The 23,140-nt window shown below is 63.3% G+C and carries 21 protein-coding genes; 9 read left to right on the top strand and 12 right to left on the bottom strand.

The window, feature by feature from the left end; translation table 11 throughout:
- Positions 1-20: 20 nt before the first annotated feature.
- From V1261_RS08370 to V1261_RS08345, 6 genes are all read left to right on the top strand, one after another.
- A complete protein-coding gene (locus tag V1261_RS08370) occupies positions 21-1,073 on the top strand; it encodes a PDDEXK nuclease domain-containing protein (RefSeq protein ID WP_329771279.1) in 1,053 nt (350 codons plus the stop codon).
- Positions 1,070-3,880: a DEAD/DEAH box helicase gene (locus V1261_RS08365; protein ID WP_329771278.1), complete on the top strand. Its 2,811-nt coding sequence runs from the start codon at positions 1,070-1,072 to the stop codon at positions 3,878-3,880. Before V1261_RS08370 ends, V1261_RS08365 begins: the two co-directional genes overlap by 4 nt.
- The gene (pglZ, locus tag V1261_RS08360; protein ID WP_329771277.1) at positions 3,877-5,907 is read left to right on the top strand and encodes a BREX-3 system phosphatase PglZ; all 2,031 of its coding nucleotides are present in this window, start codon (positions 3,877-3,879) and stop codon (positions 5,905-5,907) included. Before V1261_RS08365 ends, pglZ begins: the two co-directional genes overlap by 4 nt.
- A complete protein-coding gene (locus tag V1261_RS08355; RefSeq protein ID WP_329771276.1) occupies positions 5,904-6,629 on the top strand; it encodes a hypothetical protein in 726 nt (241 codons plus the stop codon). Before pglZ ends, V1261_RS08355 begins: the two co-directional genes overlap by 4 nt.
- Before the next feature lie 397 nt (positions 6,630-7,026).
- Complete coding sequence (locus V1261_RS08350; RefSeq protein ID WP_329771275.1) at positions 7,027-7,914, top strand: DMT family transporter; 888 nt, start codon at positions 7,027-7,029, stop codon at positions 7,912-7,914.
- A gap of 10 nt (positions 7,915-7,924) precedes the next feature.
- Entirely contained in the window at positions 7,925-9,301 is a 1,377-nt protein-coding gene (locus tag V1261_RS08345; RefSeq protein ID WP_329771274.1) for an L-serine ammonia-lyase, read from the top strand.
- 78 nt (positions 9,302-9,379) lie between these two features.
- On the opposite strand, the gene leuB is transcribed toward V1261_RS08345, so the two are convergent.
- The 12 genes from leuB to V1261_RS08285 all read right to left on the bottom strand — a co-directional run bounded on the left by leuB (position 9,380) and on the right by V1261_RS08285 (position 20,080).
- Positions 9,380-10,447 (bottom strand): 3-isopropylmalate dehydrogenase, encoded by a 1,068-nt coding sequence (gene leuB / locus V1261_RS08340; RefSeq protein ID WP_329771273.1) that lies wholly within the window; start codon positions 10,445-10,447, stop codon positions 9,380-9,382.
- Between the two features lie 76 nt (positions 10,448-10,523).
- Positions 10,524-11,174 (bottom strand): 3-isopropylmalate dehydratase small subunit, encoded by a 651-nt coding sequence (gene leuD, locus V1261_RS08335; protein ID WP_329771272.1) that lies wholly within the window; start codon positions 11,172-11,174, stop codon positions 10,524-10,526.
- 59 nt (positions 11,175-11,233) lie between these two features.
- Positions 11,234-11,362, bottom strand: coding sequence for an entericidin A/B family lipoprotein (locus tag V1261_RS08330; protein ID WP_329771271.1), 129 nt, complete (start codon positions 11,360-11,362; stop codon positions 11,234-11,236).
- Between the two features lie 43 nt (positions 11,363-11,405).
- The gene (gene leuC / locus V1261_RS08325; protein ID WP_329771270.1) at positions 11,406-12,857 is read right to left on the bottom strand and encodes a 3-isopropylmalate dehydratase large subunit; all 1,452 of its coding nucleotides are present in this window, start codon (positions 12,855-12,857) and stop codon (positions 11,406-11,408) included.
- 29 nt (positions 12,858-12,886) lie between these two features.
- Complete coding sequence (locus tag V1261_RS08320; RefSeq protein ID WP_329771269.1) at positions 12,887-13,819, bottom strand: LysR family transcriptional regulator; 933 nt, start codon at positions 13,817-13,819, stop codon at positions 12,887-12,889.
- Between the two features lie 201 nt (positions 13,820-14,020).
- Positions 14,021-15,331 carry a citrate synthase gene (locus tag V1261_RS08315; RefSeq protein WP_329771268.1) on the bottom strand — a complete coding sequence of 437 codons (1,311 nt, stop codon included), beginning with the start codon at positions 15,329-15,331 and terminating at the stop codon, positions 14,021-14,023.
- Between the two features lie 69 nt (positions 15,332-15,400).
- A complete protein-coding gene (locus V1261_RS08310; RefSeq protein ID WP_329771267.1) occupies positions 15,401-15,682 on the bottom strand; it encodes an FAD assembly factor SdhE in 282 nt (93 codons plus the stop codon).
- A gap of 12 nt (positions 15,683-15,694) precedes the next feature.
- Complete coding sequence (locus tag V1261_RS08305; protein WP_329771266.1) at positions 15,695-16,399, bottom strand: succinate dehydrogenase iron-sulfur subunit; 705 nt, start codon at positions 16,397-16,399, stop codon at positions 15,695-15,697.
- 41 nt (positions 16,400-16,440) lie between these two features.
- Entirely contained in the window at positions 16,441-18,255 is a 1,815-nt protein-coding gene (gene sdhA, locus V1261_RS08300) for a succinate dehydrogenase flavoprotein subunit (RefSeq protein WP_329771265.1), read from the bottom strand.
- A gap of 3 nt (positions 18,256-18,258) precedes the next feature.
- Complete coding sequence (sdhD, locus tag V1261_RS08295) at positions 18,259-18,630, bottom strand: succinate dehydrogenase, hydrophobic membrane anchor protein (RefSeq protein ID WP_329771264.1); 372 nt, start codon at positions 18,628-18,630, stop codon at positions 18,259-18,261.
- Positions 18,631-18,654: 24 nt separating this feature from the next.
- Positions 18,655-19,095: a succinate dehydrogenase, cytochrome b556 subunit gene (gene sdhC / locus V1261_RS08290; protein WP_329771263.1), complete on the bottom strand. Its 441-nt coding sequence runs from the start codon at positions 19,093-19,095 to the stop codon at positions 18,655-18,657.
- 187 nt (positions 19,096-19,282) lie between these two features.
- Positions 19,283-20,080: a GntR family transcriptional regulator gene (locus V1261_RS08285; RefSeq protein ID WP_329771262.1), complete on the bottom strand. Its 798-nt coding sequence runs from the start codon at positions 20,078-20,080 to the stop codon at positions 19,283-19,285.
- Positions 20,081-20,338: 258 nt separating this feature from the next.
- Between V1261_RS08285 and V1261_RS08280 the strand changes: the two genes are divergently transcribed.
- The 3 genes from V1261_RS08280 to V1261_RS08270 all read left to right on the top strand — a co-directional run bounded on the left by V1261_RS08280 (position 20,339) and on the right by V1261_RS08270 (position 23,140).
- Positions 20,339-21,325, top strand: coding sequence for a malate dehydrogenase (locus V1261_RS08280; RefSeq protein ID WP_329771261.1), 987 nt, complete (start codon positions 20,339-20,341; stop codon positions 21,323-21,325).
- Between the two features lie 141 nt (positions 21,326-21,466).
- The gene (locus V1261_RS08275) at positions 21,467-22,459 is read left to right on the top strand and encodes an HpcH/HpaI aldolase/citrate lyase family protein (protein WP_329771260.1); all 993 of its coding nucleotides are present in this window, start codon (positions 21,467-21,469) and stop codon (positions 22,457-22,459) included.
- Positions 22,460-22,510: 51 nt separating this feature from the next.
- Positions 22,511-23,140 carry a hypothetical protein gene (locus V1261_RS08270; protein WP_329771259.1) on the top strand — a complete coding sequence of 210 codons (630 nt, stop codon included), beginning with the start codon at positions 22,511-22,513 and terminating at the stop codon, positions 23,138-23,140.

Genomic DNA, 23,140 nt, shown 5'->3' with positions numbered 1-23,140 from the left:
GCCGTACTGAGGAACCGTAAATGGCCAAACACCCAACCCAAAGCGAACAGGCCGTATCGCTGCTGCCCGTCCCTGAAGGCTACGCGCTGTGGCTGGACGAGCTGAAAGGCCGTATCCATGGCGCGCAGCAGCGCGCGGCACTGGCGGTCAATCGCGAGCTGGTACAGCTCTATTGGCAGATTGGCCGTGACATCCTGCAGCGCCAAGCCACCCAAGGCTGGGGCAGCAAGGTGATCGAGCGGCTGGCGCACGATTTGCGGGTGGCGTTTCCCGGTATGAAGGGGTTTTCCCGCGCCAACCTGATGTATATGCGAGCGTTCGCCGAGGCTTGGCCAGATGCCGCAATTGTCCAACAGGCTGTTGGACAATTGCCCTGGGGTCACAACTTGGTGCTGCTGAGCAGGCTGAAAGCGCCAGAAATACGCCTGGCCTACGCCCAGGCAGCCATCGAGCACGGCTGGTCGCGCAATGTCCTGAACATCCACATCGAAACCCGGCGACTGGAGCGCAGTGGCCAGGCCATTACCAATTTCGTCGAACGCCTGCCCATGCCGGGCAGCGACCTGGCGCAGCAATCACTCAAAGACCCTTACCTGTTTGATTTTCTCGACGTGGGTAACGAGGCGGACGAGCGCGAGATCGAGTCGGCGCTGGTCAAACACATCACTCAGTTTCTGCTGGAACTGGGCGCGGGGTTTGCCTTTGTCGGGCGGCAGGTTCACCTGGAGGTGGGCGGCGACGACTTCTTCATTGATCTACTGTTCTATCACCTCAAGCTGCGCTGTTATGTGGTCATCGAGCTGAAGGCCGAGAAGTTCAAGCCCGAGCACCTGGGCCAACTGAGTTTTTACATCACGGCCGTGGATCGGCAGGTCAAAGCCGAGCAGGATGCGCCCACCATCGGCTTGCTGCTGTGCAAAAGCAAAAACGAAGTCGTGGCCGAATACGCCTTGGGCGACAAATCCCAGCCCATGGGCGTGGCCGAATACAAGCTGCTGGAATCTTTGCCCGAGGAACTGCAAACCAATCTGCCCAGCATCGAGCAGATCGAACGCGAATTGGGTGGGCAATGAGCGACGGAACCAACTTCACCATTGGCGACTGGTGCTGGTTCACTCGGCAGGCGTCCCCGTGCCGGGTGATCGAGCGCCAGGACGTGTGGGGCGAGGTGGCCTACCGCGTGTGGCTGCCCGCCAAGGACGCGGTGGTGCGTGCTCGGGCGGTGGATCTGGCCTCGCTGGAAAGCGTGCGCCCGAGCGTGGAACAGATCCTCCACACCACGGCAGCAGCCAAGCTGCTGGATGCGCTGGAGGACAACCTGCTGTTGGCGCCCATCCAGTCCAGCGTGGTGCCGCTGCCGCACCAGCTTTACGCACTGAATCGCGCCATCAGTCGCGACCGTATCCGCTACCTGCTGGCCGATGAGGTAGGTCTCGGCAAAACCATCGAGGCCGGCTTGGTGCTGCGCGAATTGAAGTTGCGTGGCCGGGTGAAGCGCATCCTGGTGGTGGCGCCCAAGGGGCTGGTGCGCCAGTGGCAGGCGGAAATGCGTCTGCACTTTGGTGAGAAATTCCAGTTCATCGAACCGTCCGAGCTGGCGGCCTTCCGGCAGTGGCGCAGCGGCGGCGCGGGCGAGGAAGAGAACCTGTGGCGCATGCACGACCAGGTGATCTGCTCGCTGGATTCGGTGAAGCCGATGGAGAGTCGTCGGGGCTGGAGCCTGGAGCAACTCAACACCTACAACCGCGAGCGCTTCGAGGACCTGATCTCGGCGTCGTGGGATCTGGTCATCATCGACGAGGCCCACCGCATGGGCGGTAGCACCGAGCAGGTGGCGCGCTACAAACTCGGTGCTGCGCTTGCTGAAGCTTCGCCCTATCTCTTGTTGCTGTCGGCCACGCCGCACCAAGGCAAGACCGACCAGTTCATGCGGCTAATGCAGTTGCTGGACCGCGAAGCCTTCCCGGACGAGAGCAGCGTCAGCCGTGACCGAGTGCGGCCCTTCGTAATCCGCACCGAGAAGCGCGCATCGATCAATGCCGAAGGCCAGCCGCTGTTCAAGCCGCGTGTCACCCGGCTGCAGGCGGTGGCCTGGCAGGCCCGACACGGTTCGCAGCAGCGCCTGTACGAAGCGGTGACCGACTATGTGCGCCATGGCTACAACCAGGCCATGGCGGCCAAGCAGCGCCACATCGGCTTTTTGATGATCCTGATGCAGCGGCTGGTGACCTCCAGCACGGCAGCCATCCGCACCACGCTGGAAAAGCGCCAGGCCCTGCTGGAGGCACCGCAGCCGCAGGCCAACCTGTTCGAGAACACCAGCCCGGACGAGTGGGCGGACCTCGACGGCCAGTCCCAGGTGGATCTGGCCATGCAGTCCAGTGGCTGGGAGCTGGAGAAGTCCGAAGTCGAGATGCTGCTGGATCTGGCGCGGGAAACCGAGGCCGCTGGCACTGATGCCAAGGCCGAGGCGCTGCTGGAGCTGATCTACAAGCTGCAGCAGGAGGAAGGCGACCCGGCGCTGAAGGTACTGATCTTCACCGAGTTCGTGCCCACGCAAGCGATGCTGGCCGACTACCTGGAGAGCCGTGGTTTCTCGGTGGCGACGCTCAACGGCAGCATGGATCTGGAAACCCGCACCCGTGCGCAGCAGGCGTTCTCCAAGGATGTGCGCGTGCTGATTTCGACGGATGCCGGTGGTGAAGGTCTGAACCTGCAGTTCTGCCATGTCATCGTCAACTTCGACATGCCGTGGAACCCTATGCGGATCGAGCAGCGCATTGGCCGGGTGGACCGCATCGGACAGAAGCATGTGGTCCGCGCCATCAACTTCGTACTCGAAGACACCGTGGAACACCGCGTGCGCCAGGTGTTGGAGGAAAAGCTCGAGGTCATCGCGCAGGAGTTTGGCGTCGACAAGGCGGCCGACGTGATGGACTCGGTCGAGGCCGACCCGATCTTCGACGAGCTGTTCGTGCACGGTCTGCAGAACCCGGATGCCATCGAACAGGAGTGCGACGCGGTGGTGTCGCAGCTTCGATCCACCCTGGCGGAGTCGAAGAAGAACAGCGATCTGCTCACCACGGAGCACGATCTGGACGCCGATGATGCCCGCAAGTGGCGCGACCACCCGGCGCAGTTCTGGCTGGAGCGCGCCATCACCAGCGGGTTGGCTGCGCGCGGCGGCTTGGCAACGAAGATTGGCAATGCGTGGCGGGTGAAGTGGGCAGACGGCAGTGAGTCGGCACATGCCTGCTTTGACGCCCGCACGGCGGATGAGAACCCGGAGTTGGAATGGGTCACGATGGAAGACCCACGCGCCCGGGCTGTGATCAGCGAGCTGCCACGCTTTGTCGCCGGGCAGCCGCTGCCGGTGATCCGCGTGACCGGTCTTCCGGACTCGGTACGCGGCATCTGGTCGCTGTGGGAGATCAGTCTGGCGGCTGAAGGCTTGAGTCGGAAGCGTTTCCTTCCAGTGTTCATCAACGAGGAAGGCCGCCCCTTCGTGCCGACCGCCAAGCGCGTCTGGGATCTGCTGCTTACCGAAACCGTAGACGTGCATGCCGTGACGGGTGCCGAGGAGTCGGCGAAGTGGTTCGAGGCATCGCAGTCGACTGCCAGCACCCAGGGCGAACGGATCTTCAACGAACTACTGACCGAACACCGCGCCCGGCTGAAGGAAGAACGCGAACGTGCGGTGTATGCCTTTGAGTCCCGAGGTCAGGCCATCGGGCGAATCGGCCTGCCCGCCGTGCGCGAGCACCGGCGCAAGCGACTGCAACAGGAACACGATGCACGCATGGCCGCCCTGGACGACATGGAGGCCAGCGTGCCGGATTTGAATGCCGTGATGATGGTGCGCGTCGGAGGTGATGCATGAGCCTTTGGACGGAACGCATCCTGAGCCATTTCACAGCCGACCTCACCCGGCTGTGGGTGGCGTGCGACCCTGACGATGTGTTGCTCGACGAGAAGCTGTTGACCGAGCTACGCGGTCGCGGCTTCGAGGTCATGCTGTACGAAGACCCGTTCGCCTTTCGGGCGGAATACGAGGAACGCTATCGCGCAGCCTGGGATCGCGGTGAGGCGGGGCCAGCGCCCTCGCTGGTTCTGCATCTGCGCAGCGCCGATGCGAATGCGTTGCCGTGGGACATCGTGCATCACGGGCGTGTGGTGCGCCTCAGCCTTGCCGATCTGTTCCCCAAGCTGGCTTACAGCGCAGTGCAGCAAGTCGAGCCGGAGCATCTTGCCGGACTGTTTCATGCCCACCAGATGGAATTGCAGAATGCACGGGGCGAGAACGAGTCCAAGGACTTCATCCTCGAACACGTCTACCAACTGGCGCCGAGGTCGATTCGCAATCCGGTGGACTTCTGGCGTGAGCTGCTGCGGCTTCACTTTGCCAACCGCTCGTTGCCGCCCCTGTTTGCCCAGCACGCGGCAGGCATCATTCAAGGCAAGGGGCTGTTCACCGACCAACCCGTCGCCACATGGCTGGCGTCCAAGAGCTCGCTGCTGCGCGTGGTGCAGGATGCGTGGTATCGCTACCTGAAGACACTTGGACTGGATGGCACGCGCACGGGCGAACCGCCACCGCCAGCTTATTTGGGAAAAGATGGCGTCGCCAAGATCGATATCCCCTTCGATCACTCCGATGTGCAGGTGCTGGTCGACTCCATGTTCCTCGACGGCAGCTTGCATCCCTTGGCGGTGCACAGCGTCCCGGCGGGGATGCCGAGCTGGATCAAGGCGGGGATCGTTCAAGACCCGGCGGCGTTGCATGCCTTGGTGCTCAAAGGCATTGATGGCCTGATCGAGACGATCCCAACGGCAGCGTCTTCGCACAAGGACTGGAGCGAGTTCGCCAAGCGCTACGGTGAGATTCTGGCCCGCACGCATGGCCTGCCCGGCACGGAAGCCAGCGAACACTTGCCCGTGATTCGGGAACAGATCAAGACCTTGCAAGCGCAATCTGACGAGCATCTGCAAGCCTGGGTCGCAGCCAAGCACTACGCCGACCTGATCCTGCAGCCGGTGACCAAGGGCCCGGTGATGGTGCACCACGTGCCGCGCTTCTTGCGCCATCGGCGATCCGCAGGGGAAACGAAGGTGGCTCTGCTGGTCTTCGACGGACTGGCCTTCGACCAGTGGGTGCAGATCCGCGAGCGCCTGATCGCCACCACCAAACGTTTCGCGTTCGATGAGGGAACCGCGTTCGCATGGCTGCCGACCGTGACATCGGTGTCGCGTCAGGCGCTGTTCTCGGGTCTGAAGCCGCGTGAGTTCGACGACTCCATCGACCGAACGGACAAGGAGGAATCCTTGTGGAAGACGTTCTGGCAGAACGAAGGCGTCAATCCGAATGAGGTGATGTACCGACGCGCGCTGCGCCAGATTGATCAACTGGATGTGCTTGAGGCGGACTTGAACGACCGGCGCCCGAAGGTAGTGGGCCTGGTCATTGATGAGGTGGACGATCGGCTCCACAAGGAGCGGTCGAAGAAGGACGTGGCGATGTGGATCGGGAACTGGTTGACGACTGGTTTCGTCGACCGGCTTTTCTCGCTGCTGCTGGACAAGGGATACCACATCTATCTCACGGCGGACCACGGCAACGTGGAGTCCGCCGGTGTCGGCAGACCAAACCAGGGCGTCATTGCCGAAACGCGCGGCGAGCGCGTGCGGGTTTATCGGAGCGAACCATTGCTTGCCGATTCCGCTGCGGCCTATCCCAACACGGTGAGGTTGGACATCGCTGGACTACCCGCGAACTTCATGCCCCTATTCGCAGGCGGACGAACCGCCTTTGTGCCGGAGGGCGAGCAGGTGGTGGTCCACGGCGGGGTGTCGATCGAAGAGCTGATCGTGCCCTTTGTGAAAGTCAGTTATGTGATTGGTACCGAATGAATTCATCAGCCCCAAAAATAGGCTTTGATCGGTTCATTCAGCTTGATTGGGCGGCTGCGGCGCTGAATGTTCGTGCTGGCGCGGCTGGACTAGATGATCTGAATGCACTGCTCGATGCAGCCGGACTTGGCGCGGAAGCCAAGAAGAAAACACGCACCGTATTGAACCGGCTGTGGCTGGAGCCCCGCGCCGAGCTGGTCGACTACGCGGATCGTGGCGTGGCCATCCACAAGACGCAGCCGGACATTCCGGTCGCCGCGTTGTGTTGGGGCATGTCCGTGGCGACGTACCCGTTCTTTGGCAAGGTGGCCGAGCTGGTGGGCCGGCTATCCGCGATCCAGGGGGATTGCGCGTCGGCCGAAGTGCATCGCCGGATGAGCGAAACCTACGGAGAGCGCGAAGGCACTCGGCGCATGACCAACATGGTCATCCAGAGCCAGGCGAGCTGGGGCGCCGTGGAGCGGGTCGAGAAAGGCAAGCGCGTCATTCGCTTGCCACAGACGAGCATCGACAACGATGCGCTCACTGCTTGGCTGATCGAAGCTGCTGTCCGATACGCCGGCAAGCCCGTCTCCGTCCCGAGTCTGCAGTCGCTGCCCGTGCTGTTCCCGTTCAACTTGACGCGGCCCCTGGCCTACGTGGTGTCGAACAGCGCAAACCTGATGCTGCGGACTGAAGGACCGAGTAACCAACTGGTGGCCTTGAAGGCTAGTGAGGCATGAAAGAAAGATGTGCAACCTCCGCATAGATGTGAACACGGTCAGTGTCTTGTAAATTATTGAAGTCTCATAATTTCTGCTAAAACTTGCCTTCCGCCTACAACGTTGAGACCTTGCGCCTGTCGTGGTGAGGCAAGTAATGCATGAAAAATTGACCCCATTCGACCCCGCACAACACCTGCAATCTGATGAAGCTATCGACGTGTTCATGACAGGCGCGCTCGAGACTCAAGATCCGGGATTCATCGCCTACGCGATGGAAATCGTCGCGCGAGCCAGGTCCTGGGACGAGCCGCCTGCGTCTTGAGGCAGGTGGCTTTGGCATGAGCCATCCGGGTATTGCTGCCCCTATGATGACGTCTCTCCCAACACTTGCACATCCAGTCCAGCGGCCTCCCAGATGTCCACCCGCCTGTCTCACACCCAGACCCACACCGGCATCCTCTTCGCCCTCACCGCCATCCTGCTCTGGAGCAGCCTCGCCGCCCTCGGCGTCAGCCTGCGCCATGTGCCGCCGTTCCTGCTCACCGGCATCGGCCTGCTGGTTGGCAGCCTGGTCGCGGTGCCGCTGTCACGCGGGCAGTGGTCGCACTGGAAAGTGCCGCCCGGCACCTTGGTCATCGGCGTGCTCGGGCTATTTGGCTACCATGCCATGCTGTTTGCGGCCTTCCACTATGCACCGCCGCTGCAGGCCAACCTGATCAACTACCTGTGGCCGCTGGGCATGGTGGTGCTGGCGCCGCTCTACCTGCGCGGCCTGCACTGGCGCTGGCAGCACATCGCGGCGGCGCTGGTCGGCTTTGCAGGGGCCGTGCTGGCCTTGCTGGATGGTGGCCAGTCCAGCGCGGCGGCGGATGCCTTCCCGCAACGCTGGATCGGCTATGGCCTGGCGCTGGCAGCGGCATTCACCTGGTCCAGCTATTCGCTGCTATGCCAGCGCGTGCCGCCATTCCGCACCGCCGCCATTGGCAGCTTCTGCCTTGGTGCCGGCATCCTCTCGCTCATCATGCATGCGCTGTTCGAGCCCGCCATCGCGCTCGGCACGCAGGACTGGCTGCTGGTCGCCGCGCTCGGCATCGGCCCGGCCGGTGGTGCCTTCTTCGTCTGGGACGCAGCGCTCAAGCGTACCGACGCGCGTACCGTCGGCCTGCTGGCCTTTCTCACGCCGCTGCTGTCCACCATGCTGCTGCTAGTGACAAGCGGGCAGCCATTCACGATCAACATCGGTCTGGCTACACTGCTGATTGTGGGCGCCGCCGTGGTCGGCATGCGCTCCGGTTCCCGCTAAAGGACAACGCATGTACATCAGCCTGCAGGATATGTTCAAGATCGGTATCGGGCCCAGCAGCTCGCATACCGTCGGCCCGATGCGCGCCGCGCGCCGCTTCCTGCTGGAGCTGCCGGACGGGCTGCTGGTGCAGGCGGCGCGCGTGCAGGTTGAGCTGTTCGGTTCGCTGGCCCACACCGGCGTCGGCCACGGCACCGATCGTGCCGTGCTCATGGGCCTGTGCGGAGAGATTCCGGATGATGTCGATACCGGCAGCATCGCCAGCCGCATCCAGGCCATCGAGCAGGAGCAGGCCATCATCCTCATGGGCACACAGAAGGTGCACTTCGAGCGCGAACGCGACCTGGTCTTCAACTTCGTGGACGAACTGCCGCTGCACACCAACGGCATGCGCTTCCGCCTCTGGGACGGGCAGGGCGCGCTGCTGGCCGAGCGCGAGCTCTACTCTATCGGTGGCGGCTTCGTCGTCGATGCCGATGAGCACTTCGTCGGCTCCGCCCGCGGCGCCGAGGTCGAGGTGCCATACCCCTTCAGCACCATGCAGGAGCTGCTCGCCCTGGCTGAGCAGGAGCAGCTGCCGATCAGCGATCTGCTCATGGCCAACGAATCCGCCCTGCATGGCCGCGACAACACCATCGCCTTCATCCGCCGCATTGCCGACCTGATGCTCGATTGCGTGGCGCGCGGCATGCGCGCCGAGGGCGTGCTGCCCGGCGGCCTGGACGTGCCGCGCCGCGCGCGTGGCATGGCCGATCGCCTGACCGCTGCGCCACTGGCCGCGGCGGAATCGGCGATGAGCTGGGTCAGCGCCTGGGCCATCGCCGTGAACGAGGAAAACGCCTCCGGCGGCCGCGTCGTCACCGCGCCCACCAATGGCGCGGCCGGCGTCGTGCCGGCAGTCTTGCGCTACTTGATCGAGCGCCACGGCCACAGCGAGGAGGGCATCCAGCGCTACTTCCTGGTTGCCGCTGCGGTGGGCGGGCTGTGCAAGCGCAACGCCTCCATCTCGGGCGCGGAAGTCGGTTGCCAGGGAGAAGTCGGCTCCGCCGCGGCGATGGCGGCTGCCGGGCTGGCCGCCGCCATGGGCGCCAGCAATGCGCGTATCGAAAACGCCGCAGAAATCGCGCTCGAGCACCATCTGGGCATGACCTGCGATCCAATCGCCGGCCTGGTGCAAGTGCCCTGCATCGAGCGCAACGCCATGGGCGCGGTCAAGGCCATCAATGCCTGCTCCATGTCGCTGCTCGGCACCGGCGTGCACCTGGTCAGCCTGGACCAGGCCATCACCACCATGCGCGAAACCGGGCGCGACATGCAAAGCCGCTACAAGGAAACCTCGCTCGGCGGCCTGGCGGTCGTCTATTCGCTGCGGCAGGTGGAGTGCTGACAGCGCCTGGCAAAGACAGCAAAAAGGCGCGCCGCCGAAGCTGCGCGCCCTGTGGGTCAGGCAGGAGCTGACGCCGGTTTACAGCGCAGCCACCACCGCATCGCCCATCTCGGCGGTGCTGACCTTGGTCGTGCCTTCGGACCAGATATCAACGGTACGCAGACCCTGCTCCAGCACCTTCTGCACGGCGGCCTCGATGCGCGCAGCAGCCGCTTCCTGGTTCAGCGAGAAGCGCAGCATCATGGCAGCACTCAGGATCGTCGCCAGCGGGTTGGCAATGCCCTGGCCGGCAATGTCCGGCGCGCTGCCGTGGCTGGGCTCGTACAGGCCCTGGTTCTTGTCGTTCAGGCTGGCCGAGGGCAGCATGCCGATGGAGCCAGTCAGCATCGCCGCCTCGTCGGACAGGATGTCGCCGAACATGTTGCCGGTCACCACCACGTCAAACTTCTTCGGTGCCTTCACCAGCTGCATCGCGGCGTTGTCCACCAGCATGTGGTCCAGCTCCACGTCCGGGTACTCCTTGGCGACTTCCACCACCACGTCTTTCCACAGCTGCGAGGTTTCCAGCACGTTGTTCTTGTCCACGCTGGTCAGGCGCTTGCTGCGCTTTTGCGCGGCCTGGAAGGCGGTGTGGGCAATGCGCTCGATTTCCGGGCGGCTGTAGCGCATCGTGTCGAAGGCTTCCTCGGTGCCGGGGAAATGGCCGTCTTCGGCGGTGCGGCGGCCACGCGGCGTGCCAAAGTAGATGTCACCGGTCAACTCGCGGATCAGCAGGATGTCCAGGCCGGCCACCAGCTCGGGTTTCAGGCTGGACGCGTTGACCAGCTCCTTGTAGCAGATGGCGGGGCGGAAGTTGGCGTACAGGCCGAGTGCCTTGCGCAGGCCCAGGATCGCTTGTTCTGGGCGCAGATGGCGTTCCAGCTTGTCGTATTTCCAGTCGCCCACGGCACCAAACAGCACGGCGTCGGCGGACAGCGCCAGGTTCAGCGTGTGCTCGGGCAGCGGATGGCCGTGCTTGTCGTAGGCGGTACCGCCGACGTCGGCGTATTCCAGCTCCAGATCCAGCTCCAGTGCGTTCAGCACCTTGACCGCTTCTGCAATGATTTCGTGACCGATGCCGTCACCGGGAAGAATGGCGATTTTCATGATGGGTATGTCCTGTTGAATGGGAAAAGCCCCGCCCGGCGGGCAGGGCTGGCAGGAGAGTCTGCCGGGTGCGGAATCAGATGGCGCGTGCCTTGGTCAGCCAGGGCTTGGCGCTCAGGCGCTTTTCTTCATAGGCCTTGATCTTGTCCACGTGGCGCAGCGTCAGGCCGATATCGTCCCAGCCGTTCAGCAGGCATTCCTTGCGGAACGGCTGCACCTCGAACGGGATCTCCTCGCCGTTCGGCTTGACGACCACCTGGCGCGGCAGGTCTACCGTCAGCTGGTAGCCTTCGCTGGCAGCCACTTCCTGGAACAGCGTGTCGATCACGGCTTCGGGCAGCACGATCGGCAGCAGGCCGTTCTTGAAGCAGTTGTTGAAGAAGATGTCGGCAAAGCTGGGTGCCAGGATAGCGCGGAAGCCGTACTGCTCCAGCGCCCACGGCGCGTGCTCGCGGCTGGAGCCGCAGCCAAAGTTGCTGCGCGTCAGCAGCACGCTGGCGCCCTGGTAGCGCGGCTGGTTCAGCACAAAGTCGGGGTTCGGCTGGCGGGCAGACTCGGGCTTGCCGGGCTCGCCCTTGTCCAGGTAGCGCCATTCGTCAAACAGGTTGGGGCCAAAGCCGGTGCGGCGGATGGACTTCAGGAACTGCTTCGGGATGATGGCGTCGGTATCGACGTTCTCGCGGTCGAGCGGGGCCACCAGGCCCTGGTGGATGGTGAACTTTTGCATGGTAATCGTGTAGGGGAAGAAGCGCCTTCCGGCCGCAGCCGGAAGGCGGGGTTGCAGTCTTAGTTGGCGGCGCGCTCGATGGCGCTGCCAGTGGCCTTCACGTCCTGGCCAATGCCCTGGACGGTGTTGCAGGCGCTCAGCGTCAGCATGGCGGCCAGGACAGCACAGATAGCGGTGATTTTCTTCATGGGATTCTCCTTCTGGGGGAAAGACAACGGCGGTTCAGGCCGTTCATGCAAAAGCACGGACATCCACGAAATGCCCGTGAACCGCGGCCGCCGCGGCCATGGCCGGGCTGACGAGGTGCGTGCGGCCACCAGCACCCTGGCGGCCTTCAAAGTTGCGGTTACTGGTGCTGGCGCAGCGTTCGCCCGGCTCCAGACGATCGGCGTTCATTGCCAGGCACATGCTGCAGCCCGGTTCGCGCCATTCAAAACCGGCATCGATAAAGATCTGGTGCAGGCCTTCCTGCTCGGCTTGCGCCTTCACCAGGCCAGAGCCCGGCACCACCAGCGCCAGCTTGACGTTGGCGGCCACTTGCTTGCCCAGCTTCTGCACCATGGCAGCGGCGGCACGCATGTCCTCGATGCGGCTGTTGGTGCAGCTGCCGATGAACACCTTGTCCACGGCGATCTCGCTGATCGGCGTGTCGGCCTGCAGGTCCATGTAGACCAGTGCACGCTCCATCGCGGCACGCTTGCTGGCATCGCTTTCCTGCGCCGGGTTCGGCACGCGGGCGGTCACGCCCAGCACCATCTCGGGGCTAGTGCCCCAGGTCACCTGCGGCTCGATGGCGCTGCCATCCAGCTCGACCACGCGGTCAAACTGGGCACCGTCATCGGACTTCAGCGTGTTCCAGTAGGCCACGGCCTCGTCCCATTCCTCGCCGCCGACAAAGGCGCCGGTTTCGGGATCAGTGCCCGGAGCAAACGGACGGCCCTTGACGTACTCGATGGTCTTCTCGTCCACCGCCACCATGCCGGCGCGCGCACCGGCCTCGATCGCCATATTGCACAGCGTCATGCGGCCTTCCATGCTCAGGCCGCGGATCGAGCTGCCACCAAACTCGATGGTGTAGCCGGTACCGCCAGCGGTGCCGATGGCGCCGATGATGGCCAGCGCCACATCCTTGGCGGACACGCCAGGCTGCAGCTCGCCTTCGACCTTGACCAGCATGTTCTTGGCCTTCTTGGCCAGCAGCGTCTGTGTCGCCATCACGTGCTCGACCTCGCTGGTGCCGATGCCGTGCGCCAGCGCACCAAAGGCACCGTGCGTGCTGGTATGGCTGTCACCGCAGACCACCGTCATGCCGGGCAGGGTGGCGCCGTTCTCCGGGCCCATCACGTGCACGATGCCCTGGCGCTGGTTCAGGAAGGGGAAGTAGGCGCCAGCACCAAATTCCTGGATGTTGGCGTCCAGCGTCGTGACCTGTTCCTTGCTGGTCGGATCGGTGATGCCGTCATAGCCCAGCTCCCAGCCGGTAGTGGGCGTGTTGTGGTCGGCCGTGGCCACCACCGAGTTGATTCGCCAGAGCTTGCGGCCGGCTACGCGCAGGCCCTCGAACGCCTGCGGGCTGGTCACTTCGTGCACCAGATGGCGGTCGATGTAGAGCACCGTGGTGCCATCGTCTTCGGTATGGACGCTGTGCTCGTCCCAGAGTTTGTCGTACAGGGTTTGTGCCATGGTCTTCCTTCTCGCTATACAGGGAAATTTTACGCGGCAGCGGGCCGTTGCGGGCTGGCTGTCGTCAGGTGCTCCACCAGCAGCCGGGCCGGCTGCGGCAGGGTAGAAAAATCGCGCGCCACCAGTTGCAGCTGGCGCTGCGCCCAGGGATCGCGCAGCGGAATGCAGGCCAGCTGGCCGGCTCCGTGCAGCAGTTCAAAGGCGCGACGCGGCATGATGCCCACGCCCAGTCCATTGTCGATCATGCGGCACATCGCATCCAGCCCGGTGACACGGATGCGCAGCCGGATGCTCTGGCCCGCGCGCAGCGCGGCCTGGCGCATGGCGCGGTTGATCGAGCTGTTGCTGTGCAGGCCAACCTGGTCGTAGGGCAGGGCGTCGGCATAGTCGATGCTCTCCTGCTGCGCCAGCGGATGCTGCTGCGGCGTGATCAGCACCAGCTGGTCCTGGCGGTAGGGGCGTGTCTGCAGCCCTTGGTGTTCCAGCGCCAGATAGCAGATGCCCAGATCGGCCGCGCCTTCCTGCACGGCACGCGCCACCTCGTTGCTCAGGTGTTCTTCCAGATCAATCTTGATGTGTTCGTGGGTGCGCGCAAAACTGCCCAGGTCTTCCGGCAGAAATTGCACGATCGCCGAGATGCTGGCATGCACGCGCACATGGCCACGCACGCCCTCGGCGTACTCGCCCAGTTCTGCCTGCATCTTGTCCAGACCGTAGATCAGCGCGCGTGCATGGTGCAGCAGGCTTTCGCCCGCGGCGGTCAGCGCCACGCCACGCGCATGGCGCTCCAGCAAGGGCGTGCGGAAGATCGCCTCCAGATCGCTCATGCGCTTGCTGACTGCCGAAGCCGCAATGAACTCGCGCTCTGCCGCACGGCCAATACTGCCCAGCTCGCACACGCTGACAAACAGCTGCAGCGAGGTCAAATCGACATGACGGGCAAGATTGCGATCGGGAGCCATGAAAACAGGTTGAGCATCGTGGTTCAAGAGGGGATATGGCATTTTCTCATGAGTTGCCACGTTTACCCATCTCCACACGCGATGGCTAACCTGCTGATTCACGAACAGCGCAAGCACAAAAAACCCGCCGTGCCGGAGCAGGGCGGGTGTCGTGGCAAGAGGCAGTCAGGCTGCCCCTTGCCGCACAGGACGGCTGGCGGATCAGCGCTTGAAGCTGTCCGGCACGTCGCGGCGCGGAGAGCCGGTGTACAGCTGGCGCGGACGGCCAATCTTGTATTCCGGATCGCTGATCATCTCGTTCAGCTGCGCGATCCAGCCCACGGTACGGGCCAGCGCGAAGATGCCGGTGAACAGGTTGACCGGGATACCGATCGCGCGCTGCACGATGCCGGAGTAGAAGTCCACGTTCGGGTACAGCTTGCGCTGGACGAAGTAGTCGTCTTCCAGGGCGATGCGCTCCAGCTCCTTGGCCAGGGCGAACAGCGGATCCTTTTCCAGGCCCAGTTCGGCCAGCACTTCGTTGCAGGTTTCCTGCATCAGCTTGGCACGCGGGTCGTAGTTCTTGTACACGCGGTGACCAAAGCCCATCAGGCGCACGCCGGAGTTCTTGTCCTTGACCTGCTCCATGAACTCGCCCACCTTGGCCACGCCGCCCATCTTCTGGATGTCTTCCAGCATGTTCAGGCAGGCTTCGTTGGCGCCACCGTGAGCGGGGCCCCACAGGCAGGCCACGCCGGCAGCGATGGCTGCAAACGGGTTGGTGCCGGAAGAACCGCACAGGCGCACGGTAGAAGTGGAAGCGTTCTGCTCGTGGTCAGCGTGCAGGATGAAGATGCGGTCCAGCGCCTTCTCGATCACCGGGTTGACCTTGTACTCTTCGCAGGGCGTACCGAACATCATGCGCAGGAAGTTGCCGGCATAGCTCAGGTTGTTCTGCGGGTACATGTAGGGCTCGCCCTTGCCGTACTTGTAGGCCATGGCGACCAGCGTCGGCATCTTGGCGATCAGCTGGGTGGCAGCGATGTCGCGGTGCACCGGGTTGTGGATGTCGGTGCTCTCGTGGTAGAAGGCGGACATGGCGCCCACCAGGCCGGTCAGCACGGCCATCGGGTGCGCGTCACGGCGGAAACCACGCAGGAAGAACTGCATCTGCTCGTTCACCATGGTGTGGCTCAGCACCATCTTGTGGAAGTCTTCACGCTGTTGTGCTTCCGGCAGGTCGCCCTTCAGCAGCAGGTAGCAGGTGTCCAGGAAATCGCACTTCTCGGCCAGCTGCTCGATCGGGTAGCCGCGGTACAGCAGCTCGCCCTTGTCACCGTCGATGTAGGTGATGGCGGACTGGCAGGAGGCCGTGGACAGGAAACCCGGATCGTAGGTGAACATGCCAGTCTGGCCATACAGCTTGCGGATGTCGATGACGTCCGGACCGATGTTGCCGTGGTAGATGGGCAGTTCGATGCTGGGGTTGCCGTTGCTGAAGGACAGCGTGGCCTGGTTGTCGGCGAGTTTCATGTGGGAATCTCCTGGTGTAGTAATCGTGTTGACTTGGAAAAGAGCCGGTGGAGTACACCGGCACTTTTGTTAAGAGGATCTGGGGGTTCGCATGCGCTCCAGCAGGGACAGCACATCGGGCGTATCCAGCGGTGCAGTGGGTTCCTTGCGTCGCAGCATCAGATCCAGCAGATCGTTGTCCGCCAGGTCCATCAGGGCGTACATCGCCCTGGCTTCCCTGACTGTCATGGCGCTTCCGTACTTGTCCAGATAGCGCTCGATGAACAGGTCATTCTCCAGCAGGCCGCGCCGGCAGCGCCAGCGCAACTTGCTGTATTCAACCGGAGTGAGGCGGTCGTCGAGTTCGTCCATCGGCCAATCCGATCAGACGGTACGACGGACCATCAACTCCTTGATTTTGCCAATGGCCTTGGTCGGATTCAAGCCCTTCGGGCAAACATCCACACAGTTCATGATGGAGTAGCAGCGGAACAGGCGGTAGGGGTCTTCCAGGTTGTCGAGACGTTCGCTGGTGGCTTGGTCGCGGCTGTCGGCCAGGAAGCGGTACGCCTGCAGCAGGCCGGCCGGACCCACGAACTTGTCGGGGTTCCACCAGAAGCTCGGGCAGCTGGTGGAGCAGCTCGCGCACAGGATGCACTCATACAGGCCGTTGAGCTCTTCGCGCTCTTCGGGGCTTTGCAGGCGTTCCTTTTGGGGTGCCGGCGTGTTGTTGATCAGGTAGGGCTTGATCGAATGGTACTGGTTGAAGAACATGGTCATGTCCACGATCAGGTCGCGGATGACCGGCAGGCCCGGCAGCGGCTTCAGGACGATCGGGTCCTTCAGGTTGCGCAGGTTGGTCAGGCAGGCCAGACCGTTCTTGCCGTTGATGTTCATGGCGTCGGAACCACACACGCCTTCGCGGCAGGAGCGACGGAAGGACAGGGTCGGATCCACGGCCTTCAGCTTGACCAGGGCGTCCAGCAGCATGCGCTCATGGCCTTCGAGCTCCAGCTCGATGGTCTGCATATAGGGCTTGGCATCCTTGTCCGGATCGTAGCGGTAGATCTTGAAAGTACGTTTTTGCATGAGATAACTCCAAATCGGTTGTCGTTGGCGCAGCTGCCGGATCAGAAGGTACGGACGCGCGGCGGCACGGTTTCAACCGTCAGGGGCTTGGTACGCACCGGCTTGTAGCTCAGGCTGTTGGTAGCGCTGTGCCACTGGGTGTGCTTCATCCAGTTGACATCGTCACGGCCCAGCGGGGCGGTCGGGTGATCGGCCGGATGCTCGTAGTCGTAGACGGTGTGGGCGCCACGGCACTCGTGACGGGCAGCGGCAGACACCATGGTGGCTTGGGCCACTTCGATCAGGTTGGCCACTTCCAGGGCTTCCTGGCGTGCCATGTTGAACACCTGGGAGTTGTCCTTCAGGCCGACGTTGGCCACGCGCTCGCGGATCGCGGCGATCTTGGTCACGCCTTCGTCCATGCCGGCTTGCGTGCGGAACACGCCAGCGTGCTGCTGCATCGCGTCGCGGATGTCGTTGGCGATGTCCTGGGCGTATTCGCCGTTCGGGTTGTTGTTCAGCTTGTCCAGGCGGGCACGGGTGAAATCGCTGGCGTTGGCCGGCAGGTCCTTGTGCGCCTTGTTCTCGCTGTTGTACTTGATGATGTGGTTACCGGCAGCCTTGCCGAACACCAGCAGGTCCAGCAGGGAGTTGGTGCCCAGGCGGTTCGCGCCGTGCACGCTCACGCAGGAGCATTCGCCCACGGCGTACAGGCCGTTGATGACGCGGTCTTCGCCGTTCACGTACTCGACCACCTGGCCATTCAGGTTGGTGGGAACGCCACCCATCTGGTAGTGGATTGTCGGCACCACCGGGATCGGCTCCTTGGTGATGTCCACGTTGGCGAAGTTCACGCCAATCTCGTACACGGAGGGCAGACGCTGGTGGATCTTGTCGGCACCCAGGTAGGAGAAGTTCAGCAGGATGTGATCCTTGTTCGGACCGCAGCCACGGCCTTCCTTGATCTCCTGGTCCATGCAGCGGGACACGAAGTCACGCGGTGCCAGGTCCTTGTACTCGGGCGCATAACGCTCCATGAAACGTTCGCCTTCGCTGTTCACCAGGTAGGCACCCTCGCCACGGCAGCCTTCGGTCAGCAGCACGCCGGCACCGGCCACGCCGGTCGGGTGGAACTGCCAGAACTCCATGTCCTGCAGCGCGATACCGGCACGGGCAGCCATGCCCAGGCCGTCACCGGTGTTGATGAAGGCGTTGGTGGAGGCCGCAAAGATGCGGCCGGCACCACCGGTTGCCAGCATGGTGGTCTTGGCTTCCAGCATGAAGACTTCGCCAGTCTCCATTTCCATGGCGGTCACGCCCACCACGTCGCCGTCGGCATCACGGACCAAGTCCAGCGCCATCCATTCGACGAAAAACTGGGTGCGGGCCGACACGTTCTGCTGATACAGCGTGTGCAGCATGGCGTGGCCGGTACGGTCGGCAGCGGCACAGGCGCGCTCGACCAGCTTGCGGTGGCCGTCGCCGGCGTCCACGGTGTGGCCACCGAAGGGACGCTGGTAGATCGTGCCGTCCGGGTTGCGGTCAAACGGCATGCCGAAGTGTTCCAGCTCGTACACGACGTTGGGGGCTTCACGGCACATGAACTCGATGGCGTCCTGGTCGCCCAGCCAGTCGGAGCCCTTGATGGTGTCGTAGAAGTGGTCTTGCCAGCTGTCCGGGTTCATGTTGCCCAGGGAGGCGCTCACGCCACCTTGCGCCGCCACGGTGTGGGAGCGGGTCGGGAAGACCTTGGTCAGCACCGCCACGCTCAGGCCGGCGCGGGCCAGTTGCAGGGAAGCGCGCATGCCGGAACCGCCGGCGCCCACGATCACGACGTCATACTTGCGGCGCGGCAGGGATTGGGTAATCGAAGTCATTGTTTACAGTCTCCACAGAACTTGGGCAGCCCAGCCAGCGGAGCCAATCAGCCACGCGGCGGCGAACAGTTGCAGGGCCAGGCGGATGCTGACCGGCTTGATGTAATCCATGAACACGTTGCGGACGCCGATCCAGGCGTGCCAGCAGATGGAGATCACGGTGATGAAGGTCAGGAACTTCATCCAGGTAGCGGAGAAGATGCCGGACCAGGCCTCGTAGCCCAGCGGGCCGGAGGTGAAGATGACGGACAGCAGCAGGGCGATCGTGAAGATGGCCATGATGATGGCGGAACCGCGTTGCACGATCCAGTCACCCGTACCGTAGTGGGCAGCACCGCCTGCGCGACGCTTGGAACCATAGTTGACAGCAGACATGGGTTTACCTCTTTAGCTTTGAAATCAGAACAGGCCGAACAGCTTGGCGCCCAGCAGCACGGTCAGGCCCAGGCTCAGCACCAGCGTGAAGATGGCGGAAGAACGGCCAAACTGCTTGTTCACGGCGGAGTGGCAGAAGTCCATGTAGATATGGCGCAGGCCGGCGATCAGGTGGTGCAGGAAGGACCAGATCAGCAGCAGGCCGATCAGCTTGTAGAACCAGCCAGGCATGCCGAGGCTGCCGTTGAACAGGCCGGTGAAGCGCTCCCAGGAGACCTGCGAGCTGACCGACTTGTCGAACAGCCAGACGATGAAGGGCAGCAGCAGGAACATCAGCATGCCGCTGATGCGGTGCAGGATGGAGACCTTGGCCGCGATGGGCATGCGCAGGGCAATGGGAATCAGGTCCGAGAGACCGATGTTGCGGAACTCGGGGCGCTGGGAGGATTTGTTGGTAGTAGACATGATCAGCCTTGTGAGAGTCAAGAAAGCGAAACAGCCGCACACGACACGAGGCATCGCGTCACGTGTGACAAATATCGTTACAAGAGCGGCGTCGATTTTAGCTGCAATAGTTCACGATATGAGGGGTAACCGTTGGAATCGTACAAATTTGGACGGGTAAGCCATCGCGGCGACCGTTTCCGGCAGCTCAACTCAGGGTGTTGCGGTAGTGGTGGGTATCGGTCCGGTAGAGCGCCTTGCGGATCTCTACTGGCTTGTCGTTGTAGGTCAGGCTGGTGCGTTCCACCTGCAGCAGCGGCATGGCCGGATCGACCTGGAGCAGTTCTGCCTGCTCCGCAGTGGGCAGGGTGGCGCGCACGCGTTCTTCGGCACGTGTCATGCGCACGCCAAAGTCGCGCTCGAACAGGCCATAGGTCGGACCCTGGTGCTCGGACAGCTGTTCCGCCGTGAGCCCCTTGAACAGGCTGGCCGGCAGCCACATGTCTTCCAGGATGGTGGGCACGCCGCCCAGCGAGAGCACGCGGCGGACCTGCAGCACCGATTCGCCACTGGCGAGTTGCAGCGCCTCGGCCAGCTCGGCCGTGGCACGCAGCCGGCGGCATTCGAGGATGGTGCGCTGCGCCGGACCTTCGCTGTCGAGCGTGCCATGGTCCGGGTACAGGCGCAGGAAGCGGTATTCCACATGGCGCTCGTTGTGGCTGGCAACAAACGTGCCCTTGCCCTGGCGGCGGATCACCAGGTTTTCGGCAGCCAGTTCGTCGATCGCCTTGCGCACCGTGCCCTGGCTCACGCTGTAGCGCTTGGCCAGTTCCATTTCGCTCGGGATGGCTTCTTGCGGCTTCCATTCACCAGCCTGCAGGCTGTGCAGCATGGCCTGCTTGATCTGCTGGTAGAGCGGACTGAAGGTGGGGGTGGCAACGTTGTCGCTGCCGGCTGCCGGGCCGGAGTGGGCGGCTTCCGCGAGGGCGGTAGGGGCTTGGGTCATGGCACTGTTGCGCCTGTGTAACAGGAGCGGGATAGAGTGGAGTTGACACGCTGGATAGCGCGGTCATTTGCTAAATGATATCTTATATAAGACATAAGACAAGTTGTCGCGCAACAGCTTTCGGCGTTACACTATGGCACGCGCTGTGAGCGGGCCTGGATCCAAGTATCCGGGCGACCGGCACACGGGTTTCTTGTCGTCTGCCGGGTGGCAGGCAACATCCATTTTTTTCTTCTCACACTCCCTGGAGACTGTTTCATGAGCAAATCCCCCGTACGCGTTGCCGTTACCGGCGCTGCTGGCCAGATCGGTTACGCCCTGCTGTTCCGTATTGCTTCCGGCGAAATGCTGGGCAAGGACCAGCCCGTGATCCTGCAGCTGCTCGAAATCCCGGACGAGAAGGCCCAGAACGCGCTGAAGGGCGTGATGATGGAGCTGCAGGACTGCGCATTCCCGCTGCTGGCTGGCATGGAAGCCCACTCCGATCCGATGACTGCCTTCAAGGATGCCCAGTACGTGCTGCTGGTCGGCGCCCGTCCGCGTGGCCCCGGCATGGAGCGTGCCGACCTGCTGGCAGCCAATGCCCAGATCTTCACCGCCCAGGGCAAGGCCCTGAACGCCGTGGCTGACCGCAACGTCAAGGTGCTGGTGGTGGGCAACCCTGCCAACACCAACGCCTACATCGCCATGAAGAGCGCTCCGGACCTGCCGGCCAAGAACTTCACCGCCATGCTGCGCCTGGACCACAACCGTGCCGCCAGCCAGATCGCCGAGAAGACCGGCAAGCCGGTGTCCAGCATCGAGAAGCTGGCCGTGTGGGGCAACCACTCTCCCACCATGTACGCCGACTACCGCTTCGCCACCATCGACGGCCAGGGCGTCAAGGACCTGATCAACGACGAAGACTGGAACCGCAACACCTTCCTGCCGACCGTGGGCAAGCGTGGCGCCGCCATCATCGAGGCACGTGGCCTGAGCTCTGCCGCTTCTGCTGCCAACGCCGCCATCGACCACATGCGTGACTGGGCCCTGGGCACCAACGGCCAGTGGGTCACCATGGGTATCCCGAGCCAGGGCTGGTACGGCATCCCGCAAGACACCATGTTCGGCTTCCCGGTGACATGCGAAAACGGCGAGTACAAGGTCGTGGAAGGCCTGGAAATCGACGCGTTCAGCCAGGAATGCATCAACAAGACCCTGGCCGAGCTGGAAGGCGAGAAGGAAGGCGTGCAGCACCTGCTGTAATTGCTACCCTGGCTGCCGCACAAGCGGCAGCACCAAGGATCTGCCCTGTTTCGACAGGGCATCTGCCCAAGCGCATGTGCTGTGTGCTTGGGTGGATTTTGACCCTGCAGGCATCGCCTGCGCAGCCTGCCAGACCACGACATGACAGACTTGACCACGGCCCACCCGCGTGATGTGCTGCTGGGCGCCCAGGGCGCTACCGGCCAGCTCCCCACCTGCGATCACTATTGCGGGATGGAAGCGCGTATCCGCAAGAGCCTGCAGCTGCAGGCCGAGATGACCGAAGAGTTCGGTGCCTGCGTGTTTGACCTGACCATGGACTGCGAAGACGGTGCCCCGGTTGGCGGCGAGGCCGAGCATGCCGCCATGGTGCTGGAGCTGGCGCGCTCCGCTGCAGCCGATGCGCGTGTCTCGGTGCGCGTGCATCCGGTCGATCATCCCGCTTTTGCCGCTGATGTCGAGACGCTGGTGGGGCAGGGTGCTGCTATCTGGCGCCATGTGATGATTCCCAAGGTGGAATCGCTGGCCGATGTCGAGCTTGCCGTGCAGCACGTGGATGCGCACAGTGGCCAGCAGATGCCGCTGCAGGTGCTGCTCGAGTCCTCCTTTGCCATCCATAATGCTTTCGAGATTGCCGCCCATCCGCGCGTGCAGTCAATCAGTTTCGGCCTGATGGATTTTGTCTCGGCCCACGGCGGTGCCATTCCGGGCGACGCGATGGGCCTGGAAGGCCAGTTCAGCCACCCGCTGGTGATGCGTGCCAAGCTGGAGCTGGCCGCTGCCTGTCATGCCTACGGCAAGACGCCATCGCACTGCGTGGTGACCGAGTTCAGCAACACCGATGCGATCCAGCACGCGGCCGAACGTGCCGCGCGCGAGCTTGGCTACACCCGCATGTGGAGCATCCACCCGGCGCAGATCCGCCCGATCATCGAGGCCTTTGCCCCGACCGAGGCCGAGATCGGCGACGCCGCCGAGATCATCGCTGCTGCCATCGCGGCCGAGTGGGCGCCGGTGAGTCACAAGAAGAAACTCCATGACCGCGCCAGTTACAGGTACTACTGGCAATTGCTGGAGCGTGCCCATGCCACTGGCAAATCGTTACCAGAGACCATCCAGGGATTCTTTGCCTGAGGCTTTTGATTCCATAATGCAGCATCTTCATTTTTGCAAGTAAAGGACGTCATGAAGAAAACCCTGATCCTGTTCTCTGCCCTGGCGATTGCCAGCTCCGGTGCCATGGCCCAGACGGCCAGCAAGACCAGCACGGCCAAGAAGGCCACGGCGACCAAGGCTGCTGCCAAGAAGGCACCCGTCAAGAAGCCGGTGGCCAAGAAGACCACGGCCAGGAAGGCTGCTCCGGCCAAGAAACCGGCGGCCAAGCCGGCAGTCGCCCAGAGCACGCTGCGCGACCGCCTGGCGGTCAACCCGCTGACCGGTGCCAGCGCACCGGCCGCTCCGTTGCCGCCCGCACCGGGTGTCGCCTTCCCGGCGACTGCGCTGCCGGTGTTTGCCGGCGCCATGCGCTGCGACATGAACCAGACCGTGACTGTCACCCCCGACGCTGCCGATCCCTATGTCTACAAGGTCAACCTGACGCGCGGCCCGACCTACACCATGCGCCAGGTGCCGACCACCACCGGTGTGGTGCGACTGGAAGACAAGGATGCCGGCGCCACCTGGCTGCAGCTGGGCAACAAGTCCATGCTGATGAACCAGAAGCTGGGCCAGCGCCTGGCCGATGGTTGCCGCAACGAACAGCAGATGGCGCGCGAGGAAGAGCTCAAGCTCAACCCGGTCGACCTGCTGAAATAA

The sequence above is a fragment of the Brachymonas sp. J145 genome (assembly GCF_036312245.1).
GTDB classification, from domain to species: Bacteria; Pseudomonadota; Gammaproteobacteria; order Burkholderiales; family Burkholderiaceae_C; genus Brachymonas; species Brachymonas wangyanguii.
Note: the sequence above shows the minus strand (reverse complement) of the source record. Positions and strands in the feature narration are given on the sequence as shown.

What these genes read in the sequence shown, in the direction of transcription:
- V1261_RS08370 (WP_329771279.1), top strand. Translation starts at nt 21, where the DNA reads ATGGCCAAACACCCAACCCAAAGCGAACAGGCCGTATCGCTGCTGCCC.
- V1261_RS08365 (WP_329771278.1), top strand. Translation starts at nt 1,070, where the DNA reads ATGAGCGACGGAACCAACTTCACCATTGGCGACTGGTGCTGGTTCACT.
- pglZ (WP_329771277.1), top strand. Translation starts at nt 3,877, where the DNA reads ATGAGCCTTTGGACGGAACGCATCCTGAGCCATTTCACAGCCGACCTC.
- V1261_RS08355 (WP_329771276.1), top strand. Translation starts at nt 5,904, where the DNA reads ATGAATTCATCAGCCCCAAAAATAGGCTTTGATCGGTTCATTCAGCTT.
- V1261_RS08350 (WP_329771275.1), top strand. Translation starts at nt 7,027, where the DNA reads ATGTCCACCCGCCTGTCTCACACCCAGACCCACACCGGCATCCTCTTC.
- V1261_RS08345 (WP_329771274.1), top strand. Translation starts at nt 7,925, where the DNA reads ATGTACATCAGCCTGCAGGATATGTTCAAGATCGGTATCGGGCCCAGC.
- leuB (WP_329771273.1), bottom strand. Translation starts at nt 10,447, where the DNA reads ATGAAAATCGCCATTCTTCCCGGTGACGGCATCGGTCACGAAATCATT.
- leuD (WP_329771272.1), bottom strand. Translation starts at nt 11,174, where the DNA reads ATGCAAAAGTTCACCATCCACCAGGGCCTGGTGGCCCCGCTCGACCGC.
- V1261_RS08330 (WP_329771271.1), bottom strand. Translation starts at nt 11,362, where the DNA reads ATGAAGAAAATCACCGCTATCTGTGCTGTCCTGGCCGCCATGCTGACG.
- leuC (WP_329771270.1), bottom strand. Translation starts at nt 12,857, where the DNA reads ATGGCACAAACCCTGTACGACAAACTCTGGGACGAGCACAGCGTCCAT.
- V1261_RS08320 (WP_329771269.1), bottom strand. Translation starts at nt 13,819, where the DNA reads ATGGCTCCCGATCGCAATCTTGCCCGTCATGTCGATTTGACCTCGCTG.
- V1261_RS08315 (WP_329771268.1), bottom strand. Translation starts at nt 15,331, where the DNA reads ATGAAACTCGCCGACAACCAGGCCACGCTGTCCTTCAGCAACGGCAAC.
- V1261_RS08310 (WP_329771267.1), bottom strand. Translation starts at nt 15,682, where the DNA reads ATGGACGAACTCGACGACCGCCTCACTCCGGTTGAATACAGCAAGTTG.
- V1261_RS08305 (WP_329771266.1), bottom strand. Translation starts at nt 16,399, where the DNA reads ATGCAAAAACGTACTTTCAAGATCTACCGCTACGATCCGGACAAGGAT.
- sdhA (WP_329771265.1), bottom strand. Translation starts at nt 18,255, where the DNA reads ATGACTTCGATTACCCAATCCCTGCCGCGCCGCAAGTATGACGTCGTG.
- sdhD (WP_329771264.1), bottom strand. Translation starts at nt 18,630, where the DNA reads ATGTCTGCTGTCAACTATGGTTCCAAGCGTCGCGCAGGCGGTGCTGCC.
- sdhC (WP_329771263.1), bottom strand. Translation starts at nt 19,095, where the DNA reads ATGTCTACTACCAACAAATCCTCCCAGCGCCCCGAGTTCCGCAACATC.
- V1261_RS08285 (WP_329771262.1), bottom strand. Translation starts at nt 20,080, where the DNA reads ATGACCCAAGCCCCTACCGCCCTCGCGGAAGCCGCCCACTCCGGCCCG.
- V1261_RS08280 (WP_329771261.1), top strand. Translation starts at nt 20,339, where the DNA reads ATGAGCAAATCCCCCGTACGCGTTGCCGTTACCGGCGCTGCTGGCCAG.
- V1261_RS08275 (WP_329771260.1), top strand. Translation starts at nt 21,467, where the DNA reads ATGACAGACTTGACCACGGCCCACCCGCGTGATGTGCTGCTGGGCGCC.
- V1261_RS08270 (WP_329771259.1), top strand. Translation starts at nt 22,511, where the DNA reads ATGAAGAAAACCCTGATCCTGTTCTCTGCCCTGGCGATTGCCAGCTCC.